General features: G+C 66.7%; 19 protein-coding genes and 1 pseudogene. 16 read left to right on the top strand and 4 right to left on the bottom strand.

Annotated elements, in window-relative coordinates; all coding sequences use genetic code 11:
• Positions 1–57 precede the first annotated feature (57 nt).
• On the top strand, positions 58–522 hold the full coding sequence (locus AC07UK_RS30700) for a RidA family protein (protein ID WP_436225167.1): 465 nt from the start codon (positions 58–60) through the stop codon (positions 520–522).
• An 18-nt stretch (positions 523–540) separates the two neighbouring features.
• On the opposite strand, the gene AC07UK_RS30695 is transcribed toward AC07UK_RS30700, so the two are convergent.
• Positions 541–1,452 (bottom strand): LysR family transcriptional regulator, encoded by a 912-nt coding sequence (locus AC07UK_RS30695; RefSeq protein WP_316156989.1) that lies wholly within the window; start codon positions 1,450–1,452, stop codon positions 541–543.
• 271 nt (positions 1,453–1,723) lie between these two features.
• Between AC07UK_RS30695 and AC07UK_RS30690 the strand changes: the two genes are divergently transcribed.
• From AC07UK_RS30690 to AC07UK_RS30680, 3 genes are all read left to right on the top strand, one after another.
• A complete protein-coding gene (locus AC07UK_RS30690; protein ID WP_436225168.1) occupies positions 1,724–2,434 on the top strand; it encodes an SDR family NAD(P)-dependent oxidoreductase in 711 nt (236 codons plus the stop codon).
• A gap of 147 nt (positions 2,435–2,581) precedes the next feature.
• Positions 2,582–3,325, top strand: coding sequence for a response regulator (locus tag AC07UK_RS30685; protein WP_013953371.1), 744 nt, complete (start codon positions 2,582–2,584; stop codon positions 3,323–3,325).
• Entirely contained in the window at positions 3,322–4,626 is a 1,305-nt protein-coding gene (locus AC07UK_RS30680; protein WP_436225169.1) for an ATP-binding protein, read from the top strand. The genes AC07UK_RS30685 and AC07UK_RS30680 overlap by 4 nt, the downstream gene beginning before the upstream one ends.
• A 16-nt stretch (positions 4,627–4,642) precedes the next feature.
• Here AC07UK_RS30680 and AC07UK_RS30675 read toward each other — a convergent pair whose 3' ends face one another.
• Positions 4,643–6,121, bottom strand: a complete 1,479-nt coding sequence (locus AC07UK_RS30675) for an efflux transporter outer membrane subunit (protein WP_494687128.1) — start codon at positions 6,119–6,121, stop codon at positions 4,643–4,645.
• A 122-nt stretch (positions 6,122–6,243) separates the two neighbouring features.
• On the opposite strand from AC07UK_RS30675, the gene AC07UK_RS30670 reads away from it, so the two are divergent.
• The 5 genes from AC07UK_RS30670 (at position 6,244) to AC07UK_RS30650 (ending at position 10,929) form a co-directional block, all read left to right on the top strand.
• Positions 6,244–6,732, top strand: coding sequence for a winged helix-turn-helix transcriptional regulator (locus AC07UK_RS30670; protein WP_494687127.1), 489 nt, complete (start codon positions 6,244–6,246; stop codon positions 6,730–6,732).
• Positions 6,733–6,816: 84 nt separating this feature from the next.
• Positions 6,817–7,923, top strand: coding sequence for an HlyD family secretion protein (locus tag AC07UK_RS30665; protein ID WP_436225172.1), 1,107 nt, complete (start codon positions 6,817–6,819; stop codon positions 7,921–7,923).
• A complete protein-coding gene (locus tag AC07UK_RS30660) occupies positions 7,923–9,521 on the top strand; it encodes a DHA2 family efflux MFS transporter permease subunit (protein WP_436225173.1) in 1,599 nt (532 codons plus the stop codon). Before AC07UK_RS30665 ends, AC07UK_RS30660 begins: the two co-directional genes overlap by 1 nt.
• A 13-nt stretch (positions 9,522–9,534) precedes the next feature.
• The gene (locus AC07UK_RS30655) at positions 9,535–9,726 is read left to right on the top strand and encodes a hypothetical protein (protein ID WP_436225174.1); all 192 of its coding nucleotides are present in this window, start codon (positions 9,535–9,537) and stop codon (positions 9,724–9,726) included.
• Between the two features lie 150 nt (positions 9,727–9,876).
• A complete protein-coding gene (locus AC07UK_RS30650; RefSeq protein ID WP_436225175.1) occupies positions 9,877–10,929 on the top strand; it encodes an alpha/beta fold hydrolase in 1,053 nt (350 codons plus the stop codon).
• 209 nt (positions 10,930–11,138) lie between these two features.
• Here the strand turns inward: AC07UK_RS30650 and AC07UK_RS30645 are convergent.
• Positions 11,139–11,276, bottom strand: a pseudogene (locus tag AC07UK_RS30645) (epoxide hydrolase); the annotation flags it as partial.
• Between the two features lies 1 nt (position 11,277).
• Here AC07UK_RS30645 and AC07UK_RS30640 point away from each other — a divergent pair.
• Positions 11,278–11,565 (top strand): helix-turn-helix domain-containing protein, encoded by a 288-nt coding sequence (locus tag AC07UK_RS30640; protein WP_494687126.1) that lies wholly within the window; start codon positions 11,278–11,280, stop codon positions 11,563–11,565.
• A gap of 136 nt (positions 11,566–11,701) precedes the next feature.
• Positions 11,702–12,136, top strand: coding sequence for a MarR family winged helix-turn-helix transcriptional regulator (locus AC07UK_RS30635; protein WP_436225176.1), 435 nt, complete (start codon positions 11,702–11,704; stop codon positions 12,134–12,136).
• A gap of 32 nt (positions 12,137–12,168) precedes the next feature.
• Here the strand turns inward: AC07UK_RS30635 and AC07UK_RS30630 are convergent, their stop codons facing one another.
• Positions 12,169–12,945 carry an enoyl-CoA hydratase gene (locus AC07UK_RS30630; protein ID WP_494687125.1) on the bottom strand — a complete coding sequence of 259 codons (777 nt, stop codon included), beginning with the start codon at positions 12,943–12,945 and terminating at the stop codon, positions 12,169–12,171.
• 291 nt (positions 12,946–13,236) lie between these two features.
• On the opposite strand from AC07UK_RS30630, the gene AC07UK_RS30625 reads away from it, so the two are divergent.
• From AC07UK_RS30625 to AC07UK_RS30605, 5 genes are all read left to right on the top strand, one after another.
• A complete protein-coding gene (locus tag AC07UK_RS30625) occupies positions 13,237–13,725 on the top strand; it encodes a winged helix-turn-helix transcriptional regulator (protein ID WP_436225178.1) in 489 nt (162 codons plus the stop codon).
• A gap of 116 nt (positions 13,726–13,841) precedes the next feature.
• Positions 13,842–15,029 (top strand): thiolase family protein, encoded by a 1,188-nt coding sequence (locus AC07UK_RS30620; protein WP_436225179.1) that lies wholly within the window; start codon positions 13,842–13,844, stop codon positions 15,027–15,029.
• Positions 15,030–15,098: 69 nt separating this feature from the next.
• A complete protein-coding gene (locus tag AC07UK_RS30615; RefSeq protein WP_436225180.1) occupies positions 15,099–15,572 on the top strand; it encodes a MaoC family dehydratase in 474 nt (157 codons plus the stop codon).
• Entirely contained in the window at positions 15,569–16,507 is a 939-nt protein-coding gene (locus AC07UK_RS30610) for a 2-dehydropantoate 2-reductase (RefSeq protein ID WP_436225181.1), read from the top strand. Before AC07UK_RS30615 ends, AC07UK_RS30610 begins: the two co-directional genes overlap by 4 nt.
• Before the next feature lie 38 nt (positions 16,508–16,545).
• The gene (locus AC07UK_RS30605) at positions 16,546–17,355 is read left to right on the top strand and encodes an oxepin-CoA hydrolase, alternative type (protein ID WP_436225182.1); all 810 of its coding nucleotides are present in this window, start codon (positions 16,546–16,548) and stop codon (positions 17,353–17,355) included.
• Positions 17,356–17,469 lie beyond the last annotated feature (114 nt).

Raw genomic sequence — 17,469 nt, 5'->3', positions numbered from 1 at the left:
CCCAGGCCGGCGCGCACATAGAGTTGGTCGCGTGACCCTCACCTGATTGGAGCCAGCATGTCTGTGCAAGAACGTCTCGCAGCGCGCGGCCTGGTGCTGCCGCAGCCCCCGCAGCCCCTGGGCAGCTATACCGCGGTCAGCCAGGCCGGCGACCTCCTGTTCATTTCCGGGCAGTTGCCCTTGCAGGATGGCAAGGTGGTCTGGCAAGGCCAGGTCGGCAAGGACCTGGATGTCGGGCAGGGCAAGCGTGCCGCCGAGCTGGCGGCGCTCAACGTGCTGGCGCAGATCCATGCCTACCTGGGTGGCTTCGAGCGCCTGGACCACATCGTCCGCGTCGACGGGCACATTTCCAGCGCGCCCGGCTGGTTCGGGCAGCCGGCGGTGCTCGACGGTGCCTCCGACCTGTTTGGCGAGGTGCTGGCAGAGAAGGCCGGCCACGCGCGAACCATTTCCTCGCACTTCCAGCAGCCGGCGAATGCGGCCGTGATCCTCGTGGTCATTGCCCAGATCCGGACTGAATAAGCAGCGCGGCGTGTGCCGTTACGCCGAGAATTTCTCGACCAGGAAGTCGACGAACGCCCGTACCCGGCGCGAGACGTGGCGGGCGGATGGGTATAGCAGCACAAAGGGGCGGGTACTGCCGCCGTAGTCCTTCAGCACCTCCACCAGCGTGCCGTCGCGCAGGTCCTGTTCCACCACGAAGCGGTAGGTCTGGAACAGGCCCGCGCCGGCGCGCACCAGCGTGGCCCCGCCCAGGATGTCTTCTGAGGCCGCATACGAGCCGGCGGTCACGATATCCGTGTCCTCGCCGTTGACCTGGAACGTCCATGGGATCCGCCGGCCGCTGCTCGGGCGCTCGAACTGGATGCACTCATGCCTGAGCAGGTCTTCCAATGACTGCGGCGTGCCGGCACGCCGCAGATAGCCAGGCGTTGCCACCACCACCAGCTCAGCGTCTTCCAGCTTGCGCGCGATCAGGTTCGAGTCATCCGGCGCACGCCCGCGCACCGACAGGTCATAGGTGTCATCGGCGAAGTCGACGTTGCGGTTGCTGATGTGCACGTCGATCTCGACTTCGGGGTAGCGCTCGCGGAATGCCGGCAGCACTGGCAGCACGCGATAGTGCGCGTAGGGGGTCGGCAGGCTGATCCGCAAGCGCCCCGCAGGGGCAGCCTGCTGGCCGCTGATCTGGCGCTCCGCATCCACCAGCTGCGCCAGTGCGCCGCGGCTCTGCTCGAAATACACCCGTCCTTCGTCGGTCAGGCGGATCTGCCGCGTGGTCCGCACGAACAGCCGCACCCCCAGGCGCTCTTCCAGCCTTTGCACAGTGCGGCTGACTGCGGGCGGTGTCACGCCAGCGGCCACCGCCGCCGCGGTGAAGCTGCCCAGCTCGGCGGCCAGGCAGAACAGCTCGATGCTGCCAAGTTGGAGGTCGTCGAATTGCCGTTTCATTTCTCGCACCGGATCAAGCGATGTATCCATCATATGTGCGCCACTGGCAGAAGTCGATGTCCGGGCCGTGGCTGGCGCCGAAGTGACCGCGAGGCTGCGCACGCCATTCCCGCCGGAGGATTGGTCCCGCGCTATTAGTGCTTGTGGCGCAAGACTGTTTGTGCCGCCAGGGTCTTCGAATGCGCAAGCGAATTGCCTAGATTGGAACCCATCGGAGCCGCCGGCCCGATCGGCAAGCAAGCCGATTCAATCTACATCGAGGTTCAAGAAAATGAGCGCAGCACAGAAAGTCGTTGTCATCACGGGCGCATCGCAAGGCATTGGCGCTGAACTGGTCAAGGCGTTCCGGGAACGCGGCCATCGCGTTGTCGCCACGGCGCGCACCATCAAGCAGTCAGACGACCAGGACATCCTGGCAGTCGCCGGCGATATTGCCGATCCGTCCACGGCGCGCCGCGTCATCGCCGAGGCCGTGGCAAGGTTCGGGCGCATCGACACCCTGGTCAACAACGCCGGCATCTTCATCGCCAAGCCGTTCACCAGCTATACCGACGAGGACTACGCGGCCGCCACTGGCATCAACCTGACGGGTTTCTTCCATATCACGCAGCTGGCCATCGCCGAAATGGAGAAGCAGCGCAGCGGCCACGTGGTCAGCATCACGACCAGCCTGGTCGACCATGCGATCAGCGGGGTGCCGTCGGTGCTGGCCTCGCTGACCAAGGGTGGCCTGAACGCCGCGACCAAGTCGCTGGCCATCGAGTACGCCAAGACCGGCATCCGCGCGAATGCTGTCTCGCCCGGCATCATCAAGTCGCCGATGCATCCGCCCGAAACCCATGCGGGACTGGGCGCGCTGCACCCGGTGGGTCATATGGGCGAGATGCGCGATATCGTCGATGCTGTCCTGTATCTCGACAACGCGCCGTTCGTCACGGGCGAGATCCTGCATGTAGACGGCGGCCAGAGCGCAGGGCATTGAGCGGACACCCCCGCGGCGCGCGCCGGCGCACCGCGGGTGGTTCCCGACGGCGCGATGGGGGAATACCCGTCGCGCCGTATTGCGTTAATCTTTCGGTGCCCGGCGCCGCGCCTGGCGGTTTTCAATCAATCTGCCAAGGTGACGCCGATGGACGCACACACCGACCACATCCTGATCGTGGATGACGACCGCGAAATCCGTGAACTGGTCTCAACCTACCTCACCAAGAACGGCTTGCGCGTTACCGTGGTGCCAGACGGGCGGCACATGCGGTCGTTCCTGGACGTCAACAGCGTCGACCTGATCGTGCTGGATGTAATGATGCCGGGCGACGATGGCCTGGTGCTGTGCCGTGAACTGCGGGCAGGCAAGCACAAGGCCACCCCGGTGCTGATGCTGACCGCGCGCAGCGACGAGACCGACCGCATCGTCGGCCTGGAGATGGGCGCCGACGACTACCTTGCCAAGCCTTTCGCCGCACGCGAGCTGCTGGCCCGCATCAAGGCGGTGCTGCGGCGGACCCGGATGCTTCCGCCCAACCTGCAGATCACCGAGGCCGGGCAGCTGCTTGCATTTGGCGACTGGCAGCTGGACACCACCGCGCGCCACCTGATTGACCAGGATGGCGTCATCGTCGCGCTGAGCGGCGCGGAATACCGGCTGCTGCGCGTCTTTGTCGACCATCCCCAGCGCGTGCTCAACCGCGACCAGCTGCTCAGCCTCACGCAGGGCCGCGAAGCGGAAATGTTCGAACGCTCGATCGACCTGCTGGTCAGCCGCTTGCGCCAGCACCTCAGGGACGATGCGCGCGAGCCCCGCTACATCAAGACCGTGCGCAGCGAGGGCTATGTCTTCTCGACGCCCGTGGAGATCCGGGAGGCACGCCAGTGAATCTCCGTGCCTTGCCCTGGCCCCGTACGATGGGCTCGCGGCTGTTCCTGATCCTGTTGGCCGGGCTTATCGTCGCCCACGGCCTGTCGTTCGGCGTACTGTTTGCCGAGCGCTACATCACCGCGCGCAAGGTCATGCTCGGCACCCTGGAGACCGACGTCTCCACCTCGATCGCCATCCTGGACCGCCTGCCCGCGGCGGAGCGCCCGCAGTGGCTGCGCCACGTGAATCGCGGCGCCTACCAATACATCCTGGGCCCGGGCCTGCCAGGCGTGCCGGAGATGTCCGCGCAGGCCACGGAAGTTGCCGACCGGATCATGGAAGCGAGCGGCGGCCGCTTCGCGGTCAGGGTCGAGTCCATCCCCGGCCAGGGCAAGCGCATGCAGGCCCACCTGACCCTCAGCGATGGCAGCCCGCTGACCATCGACGTGCATCCGAAGCCGACGCCGGTCGCGCAATGGCTGCCTTATGTGCTGCTGATCCAGTTGCTGCTGCTGGTCCTGTGCTGCTGGCTTGCCGTGCGCCTGGCGATCCGCCCGCTGGTGGCGCTGGCCAACGCCGCCGACGCGCTCGACCCGAATGCCAGGACCCAGCCGCTGGGCGAGACCGGGCCCACCGAACTGGTACGCGCAGCGCGCGCATTCAATGCCATGCGCGAGCGCATTGCCAGCTTTGTCGAGGAGCGCGTGCAGATCCTGGCCGCGATCTCCCACGACCTGCAGACGCCGATCACGCGGATGAAGCTGCGCGCCGAAATGACGGAAGACTCTGAAGACAAGCGCAAGCTGGTGCAAGACCTCACCGAGATCGAGACGCTGGTGAAGGAGGGGCTGGCCTATGCGCGCGCCATGCATGGCGATGGCGAGACGCGGTCGCGGATCGACATCGGCTCGTTCGTCGAGAGCCTGGTCTACGACTACCAGGACACCGGCAAGGCGGTCACCATCCTGCAGCGTGCCGGCGGTACCCTCGACACGCGCCCGCACGCCTTGCGCCGCATCCTGACCAACCTGACCGACAACGCCCTCAAGTTCGGCGGGGCGGCGGAGCTGAGCGTGCACCGCGAGGACGGCGGCGCGGTGACCATCAGCGTGCTCGACCGCGGGCCCGGCATCCCGGCAGAGCAGCTAGAGTCCGTGCTGCAGCCGTTTGTCCGGCTTGAGGCATCGCGCAACCGGGAGACCGGCGGCACCGGCCTGGGCCTGGCGATTGCTCACCAGCTTGCGCTGGCGATCGGCGGCTCGCTGACGCTGCGCAATCGCGAGGGCGGTGGCCTGGAGGCGCGGCTCAGGGTGGGTTGAGCCGCCGCCCGCCACGTTACCAGCCGCCCCCCAGCGCACGGAACGTTGCCACCGCCGCGCGGGCATTGTCGGCGCCCACACGTGCCTGCTGGTCGCGCGCGGCCAGCAGCAGGCGGTCTTCCTCCAGCACTTCGAACAGGCTGACCGCGCCGCCCTTGTAGGCGTCCTCGGCGGCGCCGCGCGAGCGCGCGTGGGCAGCCACTTCCACGGTCAGCTCCTTGCCCTGCAACTCCAGCTGGGTCAGCGTAATGATCGCGTTCTCCACGTCCTCGGTGGCGCGCAGCATGGCCTTGCGGTAGGTGGCCAGGGCTTCGGCGTTGGCGCCCTTGGCCTGCGCCACTTCGGCATCCACCCGGCCGAAGTCGAACAGCCGCCAGCGCAGTCCCGCGATCGCGGCGGGCTGGAAGGCGGACCCGGTGAACAGCTTGCCGGCGGAGAGGCTCTCGAAGCCGAGCAGCGCTGACAGCGACAGCTTCGGGTAGTACTCGGCAGTGGCCACGCCGATGCGGGCACTGGATGCCGCCAGCCGGCGCTCCGCGGCAATCACGTCCGGGCGGCGTTGCAGCAGGTTGGCCGGACCTTGCGCCACGGCGATCTGCGGCACGGCGGTGCGCTCGGTCGGCGTCAGGAGTTCGGCGGCATAGGTGCCCGGATGCGCGCCCATCAAGACATCGAGGCGGTTCAGCTGCGTTTCCAGTTCGATCTGCAGCGGCGGGATGGTCACGCGGGTCTGTGCCAGCTGTGCTTCCGCCTGCGCGCGTTCCCGCTCGGCGCCGATGCCATCGGCCAGCCGCAGCTGCACCAGCTCGAGCAGCTTGGCATTGGTCCGCACCTGCTGTTGCGCGATGGCGATGCGCTGCTGCGCGCCGCGCACGCGGAAGTAGGCATCGGCCGCTTCGGCGGTTACCAGCACGCGCACGCCCATGTGCTCGGCTTCCGCGGCCTGGGCCTCCGCGCTGGCGGCCTCGGCGCCGCGCCGCAGGCCGCCGGCCACGTCGATCTCCCAGCTTGCTCCCACACCAGCGCTGTACACCGTCTTGTTGCGGTCAAAGCCCGGCGCGTTCTTGCCGAGGCTGCCCAAAGGCCCTTCCAGCGACTGGCGCTGCCTGGCCACGCTGCCGGACAACGATGCCTGCGGCAGCAGTTCGGCGCCGGCGTGGCTGGCCGCGGCGCGGGCCTGGTCGACCCGCGCAATCGCCGCCGCCAGGTCGAGGTTCTGCTCCAGCGCGCGCTGGATCACACGCGTCAGCGCGGGATCGTCAAAGCCCAGCCACCAGCTGTCCAGTGACGGCGCCGGCCGGGCCGCGTCCCGGGCGTCCAGTGCCGCTGCGTGCGGATAGGCCGCGGGCATGTCCGAGGCCGGCATGTGGTAGTCGGGGCCGGCCGCGCAGGCCACCAGGGCGGCCGCGGCGCTGGCCGCAAGCAGGGTGGGCAGGAGGCGGGCGATACCGGCGCGGGTGCGCCGGAGCGGGGGACGGAATGGACTTTGGGGCATGACGGGCACCTTTCAACAGCGACGAATAAAGCACAAGCCAAAAACTAACTTGCATGATGATAGTTACTACTCTAGACTAACTTTCAAATTGATAGCAACCCCAATTTCGGAGGAAGCCAGTCATGAAGAGAAAGCCGCTTGCTGAAACCCCATGCCCCATCGCTCGCACGGTGGCCCGCGTTGCCGACAGCTGGACCGTCCTGATCCTGCGCGAAGCGTTCTACGGCGTGACGCGCTTTGATGAGTTCCAGCAGAACCTGGGCATCGCCCCCAACATGCTGACCCGCCGCCTGAACTCGCTGGTCGAAGACGGCATGCTGGAGCGCCGCCCGTACTGCGACCGCCCGCCCCGTTCCGAGTACATCCTGACCGAGCGCGGCCATGACTTCCGCCCGGTCCTGCTGGCCATGCTGGCCTGGGGCAACAAGCATCTCGCGCCCGAGGGCCAAAGCGTGCAGCTGGCCAACCGACTCACCGGCGAGCGTGTCGAGCCGGTACTGGTCGATGCCGCCAGCGGCCGCCCCGTCACCGACCCCGATTTCCACATCGCCCCCGGGCCGGCGGCTACCGACGGCCTGCGGCGCCGGCTGGACCGCTCGGCCGAAGCCTGACCCGAACTCTCCCGAACCCTACCGAACCCTCCACCCATGCCGCCTCGCAGGCGGGATAAGTCCTCAAAGCAGAAAGGAAGTGCCATGAGCAGTAATACGCTGACTGAACGGGCGGGTACCGAACCCGTTCCCGCTTCGAAATCCAAGGCCAGCCCCAAGCGGCTGCTGGCAACCGGCGCGCTGGTTGTGGCCGGATTGGCCGCGATCGGATACGGCTACCACTGGTGGACATCGGCTCGCCACCTGCAGCGTACCGACGACGCCTACGTCGGCGGCGATGTCACGGTGATCGGCGCCAAGGTCGGGGGCTACATCGCGGAAGTCGCGGTGACGGACAACCAGACGGTCCACGCGGGCGACGTGCTGGTGCGCATCGACGACCGCGACTACCGCGCTGCACTGGCCAAGGCCGAAGGCGCCGTGGCGGCGCAACAGGCACTGCTGGCAAACCTGGATGCCACCGCGCGCCTGCAAGAGGCGGTCATCGCCCAGGCCAAGGCCGGCATCGCCGCCACCAATGCCGACACCGTACGGGCGCGCGACGACCAGGTGCGCTACGCCAGCCTGGTGGCGAAGGCAGCTGTCTCCATCCAGAGCTCGCAGAAGGCTGACTCGGACTACAAGCAGGCCCAGGCCAATGGCGAGAAGGCGCGTGCCGCGCTGCTGGCCGCGCAGCGCCAGCTGGACGTGATCGGCACGCAGAAGCAGCAGGCGCAGGCGTCACTGGCGCAGGCGACCGCCGAGCGCGACATCGCGAAGCTGAACCTTGGCTATACGGAACTGCGCGCGCCTGTGGACGGCACCGTGGGCAACCGGCGCGCCCGCGTCGGCGCCTTTGCCGGTGCCGGCAGCCAGCTGCTGTCCATCGTGCCGGCCAGCGGGCTGTGGGTGGACGCCAACTTCAAGGAAGGGCAGCTGGCGCACATGCGCCCCGGCATGGCGGTTGAAATTGAAGCCGATGTGCTGCCGGGGCGGGTCTTCCATGGCCACGTCGCCAGCCTGGCGCCGGCCACCGGTGCGCAGTTCAGCGTGTTGCCGCCGGAGAATGCCACCGGCAACTTCACCAAGATCGTCCAGCGCGTGCCGGTGCGGATCCGCCTGGACGAGCAGGACGCCCGGCTTGGCGTCCTGCGCCCGGGGCTGTCGGTGATCGCCCAGGTCAACACGCAGCCAGGCAAGCAGGTGCAGTGATGACCACGGCCACCCTGACCACCCCCGCGTCCGCCGTGGCGATGCCGGACGAGATGTCCACCGCCGCCAAGGTGTTCGCCTTCAGCACGATGTGCGTGGGCATGTTCATCGCCTTGCTGGATATCCAGATCGTATCCGCCTCGTTGCGCGATATCGGCGGCGCGCTCTCGGCCGGCGCCGATGAAACCGTCTGGGTGCAGACCAGCTACCTGATCGCCGAGATCATCGTCATTCCCTTGTCCGGCTGGCTGTCGCGCGTGATGTCGACGCGCTGGCTGTTCGCCGCCTCCGCGGCGGGCTTCACGGTGGCCAGCCTGCTGTGCGGGGTGGCGTGGGACATCAACAGCATGATCGTGTTCCGGGCGCTGCAGGGTTTCCTGGGCGGCTCGATGATCCCGATGGTGTTCACCACGGCTTTTGCCTTCTTCGTCGGCCCCCAGCGTGTCATCGCCGCCGCTACGGTCGGCGGGCTGGCCTCGCTGGCGCCGACGCTGGGGCCCACCATCGGCGGCTGGATCACCGATCATTATTCCTGGCACTGGCTGTTCTTCATCAACCTGGTGCCAGGCATCTTCGTCACCATTGCCGTGCCGCTGCTGGTCAAGGTCGACCGGCCCGACTGGTCGCTGGTGCGCGGTGCCGACTACCTGGGCATGGGCCTGATGGCGCTGTTCCTGGGCTGCCTCGAATACACGCTGGAGGAAGGGCCGCGCTGGGACTGGTTCGGCGACGACGTGATCCTGGCCACCGCCTGGATCGCCGGCCTGTCGGGCGTGGGCTTCATCTGGCGCACGCTGACCTATGCCAACCCCGTGGTGGACCTGCGCGCGCTCAAGGACCGGAACTTCGCGCTCGGCTGCTTCTTTTCCTTTGTCACCGGCATCGGCATCTTTGCCACCATCTACCTGACCCCGCTGTTCCTGGGGCGCGTGCGCGGCTTCAGCGCGCTCGATATCGGGCTGGCGGTGTTTTCGACGGGCGTGTTCCAGATGGCGTCGATCCCGCTCTATGCCTTCCTGGCCAACCGGGTCGACCTGCGCTGGCTGATGATGATCGGCCTGGGGCTGTTCGCGGTGTCGATGTGGTACTTCGCGCCCATCACGCACGACTGGGGCGCGGCGCAACTGCTGCTGCCGCAGGCGCTGCGCGGCATGGCCCAGCAGTTCGCGGTGGCGCCCACGGTGACTCTGACCCTGGGCAGCCTGCCGCCGGCGCGGCTCAAGCTTGCGTCCGGGCTGTTCAACCTGATGCGCAACCTGGGCGGGGCCATCGGCATCGCGGCCTGCGCGACCGCGCTCAACAACCGCGGCAACATGCACTTCCTGCGCGAGGCAGAGCACCTGAACATCCGCAATGAAGCCATGGGCAACCTGTTGCAAGGGATCAGCGACCAGTTCGTCGCGGTCGGGCACGATGCTCTCGATGCGCAGACCGCGGCCCTCAGGCAATTGTGGGGGCTGGCCTGGCGCGAGGCGCAGACCCAGACCTTTGGCGACATCTTCCTGCTGATCCTGGTCTGCTTCGCGATCGCCACCGCCATGGTGCCGCTGATGCGCAAGGTTGGAGCGCCGAAGGGCCCGTCGGCAGACGCGCATTGATGACGAAAAGATCATGAAAATCAGTATGTGCAAGCGGTTCCTGTCTGTCGCGCTGATCGCGGGGAGCGCCACGGTGGCGTATGCGGGGGAGCGCCCGCGCGACAACGGTGTGGCGTGCGCTCGTGCAGCTAATGCTTATTGCAATCTTCCAGATCAGGGCAACAGGCCAATGCCGCAAGGCGTGCCGCAGGGAGAGTCCACTTGACCAGTCCTTCAGCCGGGCTGCTTTGTATCCAAGTATGTCGCCATCGCGGATCAATACACAGCGATACAAATCGCCTGAAATCCGACACATGCCGCGTGCCATGGCCGCCTAGACTCGTGCTCACATTGATCACGCAAACAGGAGAAGAAAATGTCGAAGACAGTCGATCTACCTCGTCGAGGCTTTCTGGGTGCAGCGGCAGTGACGCTGGCCACCGCGCCGTTCGGGCTGCCGCAGGCCGCCCGCGCGCAAACCGGTATGTCGAAGGCGCCGGCGGTGCCCTTGACCACGCCGGGCACCCATGCCAGCTTCGCCCCGGTCAAGCACGTCAACGCCGGCGTGCTCAATATCGGCTACGCCGAGGCCGGCCCTGCCACAGGGCCCGTCGCGCTGCTGCTGCACGGCTGGCCCTACGACATCCACAGCTTTGTCGACGTGGCACCGCTGCTGGCGGCCCGCGGCTACCGGGTGATCATTCCCCACCTGCGTGGCTTTGGCTCGACGTCCTTCCTCTCTGCCGACACCATGCGCAACGGCCAGCCCGTGGCGATCGCCGCCGACATGATCGCGCTGATGGACGCGCTGAATATCCGCAACGCCGTAGTGGCCGGCTTTGACTGGGGCGCGCGCACCGCCGACATCATGGCGGCGATCTGGCCGGACCGCTGCAGGGGGCTGGTTTCTGTCAGCGGGTACCTGATCGGCAACCAGGCAGCCGGCAAGCAGCCGCTACCGCCTGAGGCCGAGCTCCAGTGGTGGTACCAGTTCTATTTCTCCACCGATCGGGGCCGCGCCGGCTACCAGAAGTACACGCACCAGTTCGCCAGGCTGATCTGGAAACTGGCATCGCCGCAATGGCAGTTCGATGATGCGACGTTCAACCGCAGCGCCGCCGCCTTCGACAATCCCGACCACGTTGAAATCACCATTCACAACTACCGCTGGCGGCAGGGGTTGGCCAGCGGGGAAGCCAGGTTCGACGACCTCGAGAAGCGGCTCGCCACGGCGCCCGCCATCGGCGTGCCCACCATCACCATGGAAGGCGATGCCAACGGCGCGCCGCACCCCGAGCCGAGCGCCTATGCCAGCAAGTTCACGGGCCGCTACGAGCACCGGAACCTGACAGGCGGGATCGGCCACAACCCGCCGCAGGAAGCGCCCACCGCATTTGCGCAGGCGGTGCTCGATGTTGACAGGCGCTGACGCATGAGGGGCGCAATGCGCAGCTTGCTGATACTGGCTGCCATGACGCTGTCGGCGCTGGCATCGGAGCTGGGCGGCGCAGGCCATCGGTGCGCATGGTCGGGCATGCCCCGGACCATGCGCCCGGATAAGCGGGCACGAAACAAGGGCGGCCCGGGCGCTGAGGGCATTGCCATGCCCCAGCACCCGCCGCCGCCCGCCTGCCGCGCTCAGCGCAGCGACCTGAACGCTGCGCGCAGCTCTTGAGCGAACAGCTGCGGCTCTTCCCATGCCGCGAAGTGGCCTCCCTTGTCGACCTTGTTGAAGTAGGTCAGCCTGGGGTAGGCGCGCTCAGCCCAGGTGCGCGGGGTGGAGCTGCTCGCCAGCGCCGCCAACATGAGCCCGCGACATTTCAGCCGCGAGTTCCGGCAGAGCACGGGCCAGTCCCCGGCACGTGCCGTCGAGCGCTTGCGCGCCGACATGGCCCGCGTGCTCGTGGAGGCCGACGCGCTGACAATCGAGCGCATCGCGAGCAAGACCGGCTTCTCCGACCCGGAGCGCATGCGGCGAGCGTTCCTGCGGATCTTCGGCGAGCCGCCGCAATCCCTCAAGCGTGCCGCCCGTGCGCGGCGCATCGCGGAGTCGGCCGCCGTGTGACGGAGAGCGGCAAGGCGACAGCTTCGCATCAATGCAAGTGCAGGCCGGGCGCTGCGCTTCGCTTCGCTATTCGGGACACCGGCGCATGATAATATTCGCATGCGAACGAAATCTCACCCTTTATGACGCACCAGACATGGAACATCGCCTCGTCTACCTGTTGAACGTGGGCCAGCGGCGCCTGCACCGGTGGTCACAAGCGCGCACTGCCGCGGGTGGCGTGACATCAGCCCAGGCCGGACTGCTTTTCTTCCTGGGCAGCAACGATGGCGCGCTGACGAGCGAGGCTGCCGCGGCGCTGGACCTGGGCGCGCCGGGGATGAGCGGCCTGGCGGAGCGGACCGAAAGGGCCGGCCTGATCGAGCGCCGGCCGGACGAGAATGATGGCCGTGCCTCGCGCCTGTGGCTGACGGAGGCAGGGCGCCTGGCACGCCAGCGTTCCAAGGCGAGCATGAAGGCATTGAATACCAGGCTGACCGAAGGTTTCACCGCCGCCGAGATCGACGTGGTGGCGCGCTGGCTGACCAGCCTGCAGACAAAGTTTCCGGCCGCGGACGAGGGCGAGGTGTAGCCTGGCAGCGGCCGGAAAGCGAGGCAGTCGACTTACTGCCCGGCAACCCTGGTGAAGTCTGGTTTGCGTTTTTCGGCGAAGGCCGAGAATGCTTCCCGGGCTTCCGCACTGGCCAGCCGCTCCTCGAACCTGGCGCTTTCGCTGTTCATCTGCGAAACCAGTTTTTCCGCATCGCGCATGAGTTGTTTCATTGCGCTCAGGGAGCCCGCCGGCCTGGCGGCAATCTTCTCGGCCATCCGGCGCGCATCCGTGCGCAGCTGGTCATTTGCGCAAACCTTGTTCGCAATGCCCCATGCCACGGCGGTTTGCGCATCAAGCGGCTCGCCCAGCGCGAACATCTCGAAGGCCCTGACGTGTCCGATCCGCAGCGGGAGCAGGTAACTCGAAGCCGCTTCGGGAACCAGGGCGAGATTGACGAAAGGCGTGATCAGTTGCGCGTCCTGGCCGAGCACGACGTAATCACAATGCAGCAGCATGGTGGTCCCGACGCCGACGGCCTTGCCATTGACCGCGGCGACAATCGGTACGGTCGAATTGGCAAGGGCGCGCAGGAAGCGATGCACGTGACGTTCGCCGGGGCCATTTCCCGATGCGATCGCCGCGAATTCGCCGAGATCATTGCCGGCGGTAAAGGTGTTCCCGTCCCCCTGCAACAGCAATACCCGGATAGCCCGGTCCTGCTGTGCCTGCTCGATAGTATCGGCAAGCGCGCCGTACATCTCGTTCGTCAAGGCGTTCATCTTGTCCGGCCGGGCAAGCGTCATGGTCAGCACGCCGCCGGTGAGGTCAACGCGGATTTCGGGGGTCATTGGTCGGTCTCCAGGTGAGAGTTGCACGCCTGCCGTGCAGGCATCGCGATTAAGTTCGCATGCGAAGTATATAGATAGTTCGCGCGCGAAGTAAACGGTTGGGGCCGGGCAGTGTACGGAATCGGCGCTGGGGTAGCGTCCTCGACACAGACGGTGTGGGCAGGCGCGTGCTTTCGGTGCCTGACGGGCGCGGAATACAGTACAAGCGAAAAACGAACTTGCATAATGATAGTGACTACCCTAGACTAACTATCAAACCGATAGCAAGTAGGTTTTTCGAGGAAGCCAATCATGCAGAAGAAGCCACTGGGCGAAACGCCGTGTCCGATCGCACGCACCGCGGCCCGCGTTGCCGACAGCTGGAGCGTATTGATCCTGCGCGAAGCCTTTTACGGCGTGACCCGGTTCGACGAGTTCCAGCAAAACCTGGCTATCGCGCCCAATATGCTCACGCGTCGCCTGAACTCGCTTGTCGAAGAAGGCATGCTTGAGCGTCGCCAGTACTGCGACCGCCCACCCCGCTCCGAGTACATCCTGACCGAGCGCGGGCGCGATTTCCGCCAGGTGCTGCTGGCGATGCTGGCCTGGGGCAACAAGCATCTCGCGCCTGAAGGCGAAAGCGTGCAGTTGGCCAACCGGCGCACCGGCGTGCGCGTGGAGCCTGTGCTGGTCGACCCCGCCAGCGGGCGCCCGGTCACCGATGCCGACTATCACCTTGCGCCCGGCCCCGCCGCCAGCGACCGCGTGCGCCAGCGGCTGTCCCGCTCGGCGGAAGCCTGAGCCGGATTTCCCGCGCAGCTAATTCTTGTTCCAACCTTCAAGGCCCGGCCACCGGGCGCATACCGGTTGGAGTGCGTGCGGCCGATTGAAACTGGTTGTTTGGTAGGGAGAATGCGATGCATGCAAGAGATGTCGTGCTGTGCCAGCCGGTGCGCACCGCTATTGGCGCCTACAACGGCTCACTGAAGGCCGTTCCGGCGGTTGATCTCGGCGCCGCGGCGATACGGGCAACCGTGGCACGGGCGGGAATCGATCCAGGCGAGGTCGGCAGCGTGGTGTTCGGAAACGTGATCCAGGCCGGCAACCGCATGAACCCGGCCCGGCAGGCTGCCATCGGGGCAGGGCTGCCGGTTTCGGTTCCCGCGATGACCGTCAACCGCGTCTGCGGCTCGGGAGCGCAGGCGATTGCCACGGCCGCGGACGAGGTGCGGCTCGGCTATGTCGACATCGCTGTCGCCGGCGGCATGGAGAACATGGACCGTGCGCCTTACCTGATGCCGTCCGGCCGCTGGGGGCAGCGCATGGGCGATTCCGTCCTGTACGACAGCATGCTGCACGACGGCCTGTTTGACGCCTTCTCCGGTGAGCACTCCGGATGGCATACCGAGGACCTTGTCGCCCGCTACGCGCTGACCCGCGAGGCCCAGGACCGCTGGGCCGAGCGTTCGCAGCGGAACTTCGCGCTGGCGCAGGCGAACGGGCGATTCACCGGCCAGATTGCCGGGGTGACCATCAAGGGGAAGGGCGGTACGGCCATGTTCGAGGTGGACGAAGCCAACCGCCCTGATACCAGCCTCGATACGCTTGGCCGGCTCAAGCCGGCGTTTCGCCCGGACGGCACGATTACCGCCGGCAATGCGCCCGGGCTCAACAGCGGCGCAGCGGCCATGATCGTTGCCGAACGTTCGCTGGCTGAAGCCAGGGGGCTGGAGCCGTTGGGACGATTGGCCGCTTACGGTGTCGGGGCCGTGGAGCCCGGCATGTTCGGGCTGGGCCCGGTCCCGGCGGTGCGGCAGGCGCTGCAACGCGCCGGTTGGGAGCTGGGCGACATTGAACGCATCGAGATCAATGAAGCATTTGCCGCGGTGCCGCTGGCCGTCGCGGCCGAGCTCGGATTGCCGCACGACATCATCAACGTCGACGGTGGTGCCGTTGCCCACGGCCATCCGATCGGTGCGACCGGCGCGGTGCTGACGACGCGGCTGCTGCATGCCATGCGCGCCGACGGCATACGGCGCGGCATCGTCACGCTGTGCATCGGCGGCGGACAAGGGATTGCGCTGGCGCTCGAGGCGCTGGCCTGATCCGTCTGTTCCCGTAACGGGCGTGCATGCATCGGTGAGATCAGCGGCAAATCTTCTGGAGGAGCAAAAATGAACATTCAATACATTGAGGACCTCGCGCCGGGCCAGAAATACGGTTCGGGGCGTCTGACCGTCGAGCCTGAAAGGATCAAGGCCTTTGCTGCCGAGTTCGACCCGCAGCCTTTCCATCTCGATGAAGCAGCCGCCCGCGACACGCTATTTGGTGGACTGGCTGCGAGCGGTTGGCATACCGCTGCGCTGACGATGCGCCTGCTGGTCGACGGCGAATTCCGGCCCGCAGGCGGCATCCTCGGCGCGGGCTTCGAGGAACTGCGCTGGCCAAAACCGGTACGCCCCGGCGATGAACTGCATATCGAGAGCGAGATACTGGAAGTGCGGATTTCGAAATCGCGCCCCGACCAGGGCATCGTGAAGGTGCGTACCACAACCTTCAACCAGGCCGGCGAGGCAGTGCAGGTTTTCACCGCCAACCTGATCGTCCAGCGGCGCCCCGCAGCCGCCGCGCAGGCAGAGGCATCATGAAGATTCTTGTACTCGGTGCCGGGGCCATGGGCGGCTACTATGGCGCTCGCCTGATCGAGGCGGGCGCCGATGTCACCTTCATGTTGCGGCCCGGCCGTGCGCGAGCACTGGAACAGGCTGGCTTGGCCGTGCGTAGCGAACTTGGCGATTTCCATCGCCCGGTAAAAATGGTCCTGGCCGGTCAGGTCGCCGCGCAGTTCGACCTGGTCCTGCTGGCATGCAAGGCCTACGACCTTGCCGACGCGATCCGGACCGTCAGCCCGGCCGTTGGCCGGGACACTGCGGTATTGCCTCTGCTCAACGGCCTTGACGCCTATGACCGGCTCGACCAGTGCTTTGGCAGGCAACGCGTGCTGGGTGGAGTCGCATACATCGCGACAACGCTGGCGGCGGACGGAACCGTCGTGCATGCCGGCCGCATGGACCGGCTGGTAGTCGGCCCGCGCGCCGCGCAGGCGTCGGCATTGGCCGCGGATTTCCATGCGCTGGTGTCCAGGGCGGCGGGTACGCGTGAGCTATCGGGCGCCATCGGGCAGGAGCTGTGGAACAAGTGGGCCATGATTGCCGCCGGCGCAGTGATGACATGCCTGATGCGCGGGACCGTGGCGGACATCATGAAGACCCAGGATGGCCGCCGCCTGATGCTTGACGCGATTGCGGAGTGCCGCACGGTGGCGCAACTGCACGGCCATGCCATCCCTGAACCCGTTGTCGCTGCCATGCAGGCCCGACTGCTGGACGAAGCATCGACCTGGGCTGCCTCGATGATGCGGGATATTGCGCAGGGCGCCCCACGCATAGAAGCCGACGTCATCGTCGGCGACCTCATCAAGCGCGCAGCCGGGTACGGGCATGAACTTCCGTTGAGCCGTGCGGCATATTGCCACCTGCAGGTCTATCAGGGCCAGCGCGCTGCGCACCAGACTGCTGGCTGAGCAGTCCTCGCCCATTCATGGAAATCACGAATCACGACATGACTACCTTTTCCTCCCTGTTGCAGCGCACGGAAGGCAGCGTGCTGGTCCTTGCCATCAACAATCCGGGTAAACGCAACGCCATCGCGGCGGATCTCTATGACAATATCCGCGCCGCACTGGCCAATGCCGCAGAGGATCCGGCGGTTGGCGCGATCGTGCTGACCGGGGCCGGCGACTACTTCTGTGCGGGCGGCGACCTGGAATTGATCAGCAAGCGGCGCGAACTGACCTACGAGGAGCGCATCGAGAGGCTGGGGCATCTGCACGACGTGGTGTGCAAGCTGCGCGACTTTCCCAAGCCGATCGTCGCAGCGGTCGAAGGCGGTGCGGCAGGTGCGGGCTTCTCGCTGGCACTGGCCTGCGATTTGCTGGTGGCTTCCGCCGGCGCAGCGTTCTCGATCGCCTATGTGAAGGTGGGGCTGACACCGGATGGCGGCATCACCGGCCTGCTGGCGCAGAGCCTCTCGCGGCAGGTGCTGACGCAGTTGGCGTTGACTGGCGACCGCATCACGGCCGAGCAACTTCAGCACTTCGGCGTCGTCAATCAACTGGTTGAGGCGGGCCAGGCCGGCGCGGCGGCGATCGCGCTGGCGGCGCGGCTTGCCCAGGGCCCACAGCAGGCACTGGGATCAATCAAGGCGCTGTGCCGCCATGCGCACGAGCGCTCGCTCGATGAGCAACTCGAGGCTGAACGGGGCGCGATGGCCGTGGCCCAGGGCAGCGCCGAAGCCGCGGAGGGCATTGCCGCCTTCCTGGGGAAACGTCCTGCGGATTTCGCCAGGCTGCGCCGCGGCGATCCGGCATAGCCGCGGCACAGGCGGGCTGACCGCATTGCCACCGGGCCTTAGATACTATGGAAGGGCTGGCCCAAGTAAGCCCCTGGAGTAAAACGAGGATTCGGATAACCCGTTTTTCGAAAG

It is taken from the genome of Cupriavidus sp. GW821-FHT07C08, from assembly GCF_059419025.1.
The sequence above is the reverse complement of the archived record's forward strand: the minus strand, read 5'-3'. Positions and strand labels throughout refer to the sequence as shown.

Bases quoted from the DNA above. Each gene is read 5' to 3' on its own strand.
- AC07UK_RS30700 (WP_436225167.1), top strand. From the start codon at position 58: ATGTCTGTGCAAGAACGTCTCGCAGCGCGCGGCCTGGTGCTGCCGCAG.
- AC07UK_RS30695 (WP_316156989.1), bottom strand. From the start codon at position 1,452: ATGAAACGGCAATTCGACGACCTCCAACTTGGCAGCATCGAGCTGTTC.
- AC07UK_RS30690 (WP_436225168.1), top strand. From the start codon at position 1,724: ATGAGCGCAGCACAGAAAGTCGTTGTCATCACGGGCGCATCGCAAGGC.
- AC07UK_RS30685 (WP_013953371.1), top strand. From the start codon at position 2,582: ATGGACGCACACACCGACCACATCCTGATCGTGGATGACGACCGCGAA.
- AC07UK_RS30675 (WP_494687128.1), bottom strand. From the start codon at position 6,121: ATGCCCCAAAGTCCATTCCGTCCCCCGCTCCGGCGCACCCGCGCCGGT.
- AC07UK_RS30670 (WP_494687127.1), top strand. From the start codon at position 6,244: ATGAAGAGAAAGCCGCTTGCTGAAACCCCATGCCCCATCGCTCGCACG.
- AC07UK_RS30665 (WP_436225172.1), top strand. From the start codon at position 6,817: ATGAGCAGTAATACGCTGACTGAACGGGCGGGTACCGAACCCGTTCCC.
- AC07UK_RS30660 (WP_436225173.1), top strand. From the start codon at position 7,923: ATGACCACGGCCACCCTGACCACCCCCGCGTCCGCCGTGGCGATGCCG.
- AC07UK_RS30655 (WP_436225174.1), top strand. From the start codon at position 9,535: ATGAAAATCAGTATGTGCAAGCGGTTCCTGTCTGTCGCGCTGATCGCG.
- AC07UK_RS30650 (WP_436225175.1), top strand. From the start codon at position 9,877: ATGTCGAAGACAGTCGATCTACCTCGTCGAGGCTTTCTGGGTGCAGCG.
- AC07UK_RS30635 (WP_436225176.1), top strand. From the start codon at position 11,702: ATGGAACATCGCCTCGTCTACCTGTTGAACGTGGGCCAGCGGCGCCTG.
- AC07UK_RS30630 (WP_494687125.1), bottom strand. From the start codon at position 12,945: ATGACCCCCGAAATCCGCGTTGACCTCACCGGCGGCGTGCTGACCATG.
- AC07UK_RS30625 (WP_436225178.1), top strand. From the start codon at position 13,237: ATGCAGAAGAAGCCACTGGGCGAAACGCCGTGTCCGATCGCACGCACC.
- AC07UK_RS30620 (WP_436225179.1), top strand. From the start codon at position 13,842: ATGCATGCAAGAGATGTCGTGCTGTGCCAGCCGGTGCGCACCGCTATT.
- AC07UK_RS30615 (WP_436225180.1), top strand. From the start codon at position 15,099: ATGAACATTCAATACATTGAGGACCTCGCGCCGGGCCAGAAATACGGT.
- AC07UK_RS30610 (WP_436225181.1), top strand. From the start codon at position 15,569: ATGAAGATTCTTGTACTCGGTGCCGGGGCCATGGGCGGCTACTATGGC.
- AC07UK_RS30605 (WP_436225182.1), top strand. From the start codon at position 16,546: ATGACTACCTTTTCCTCCCTGTTGCAGCGCACGGAAGGCAGCGTGCTG.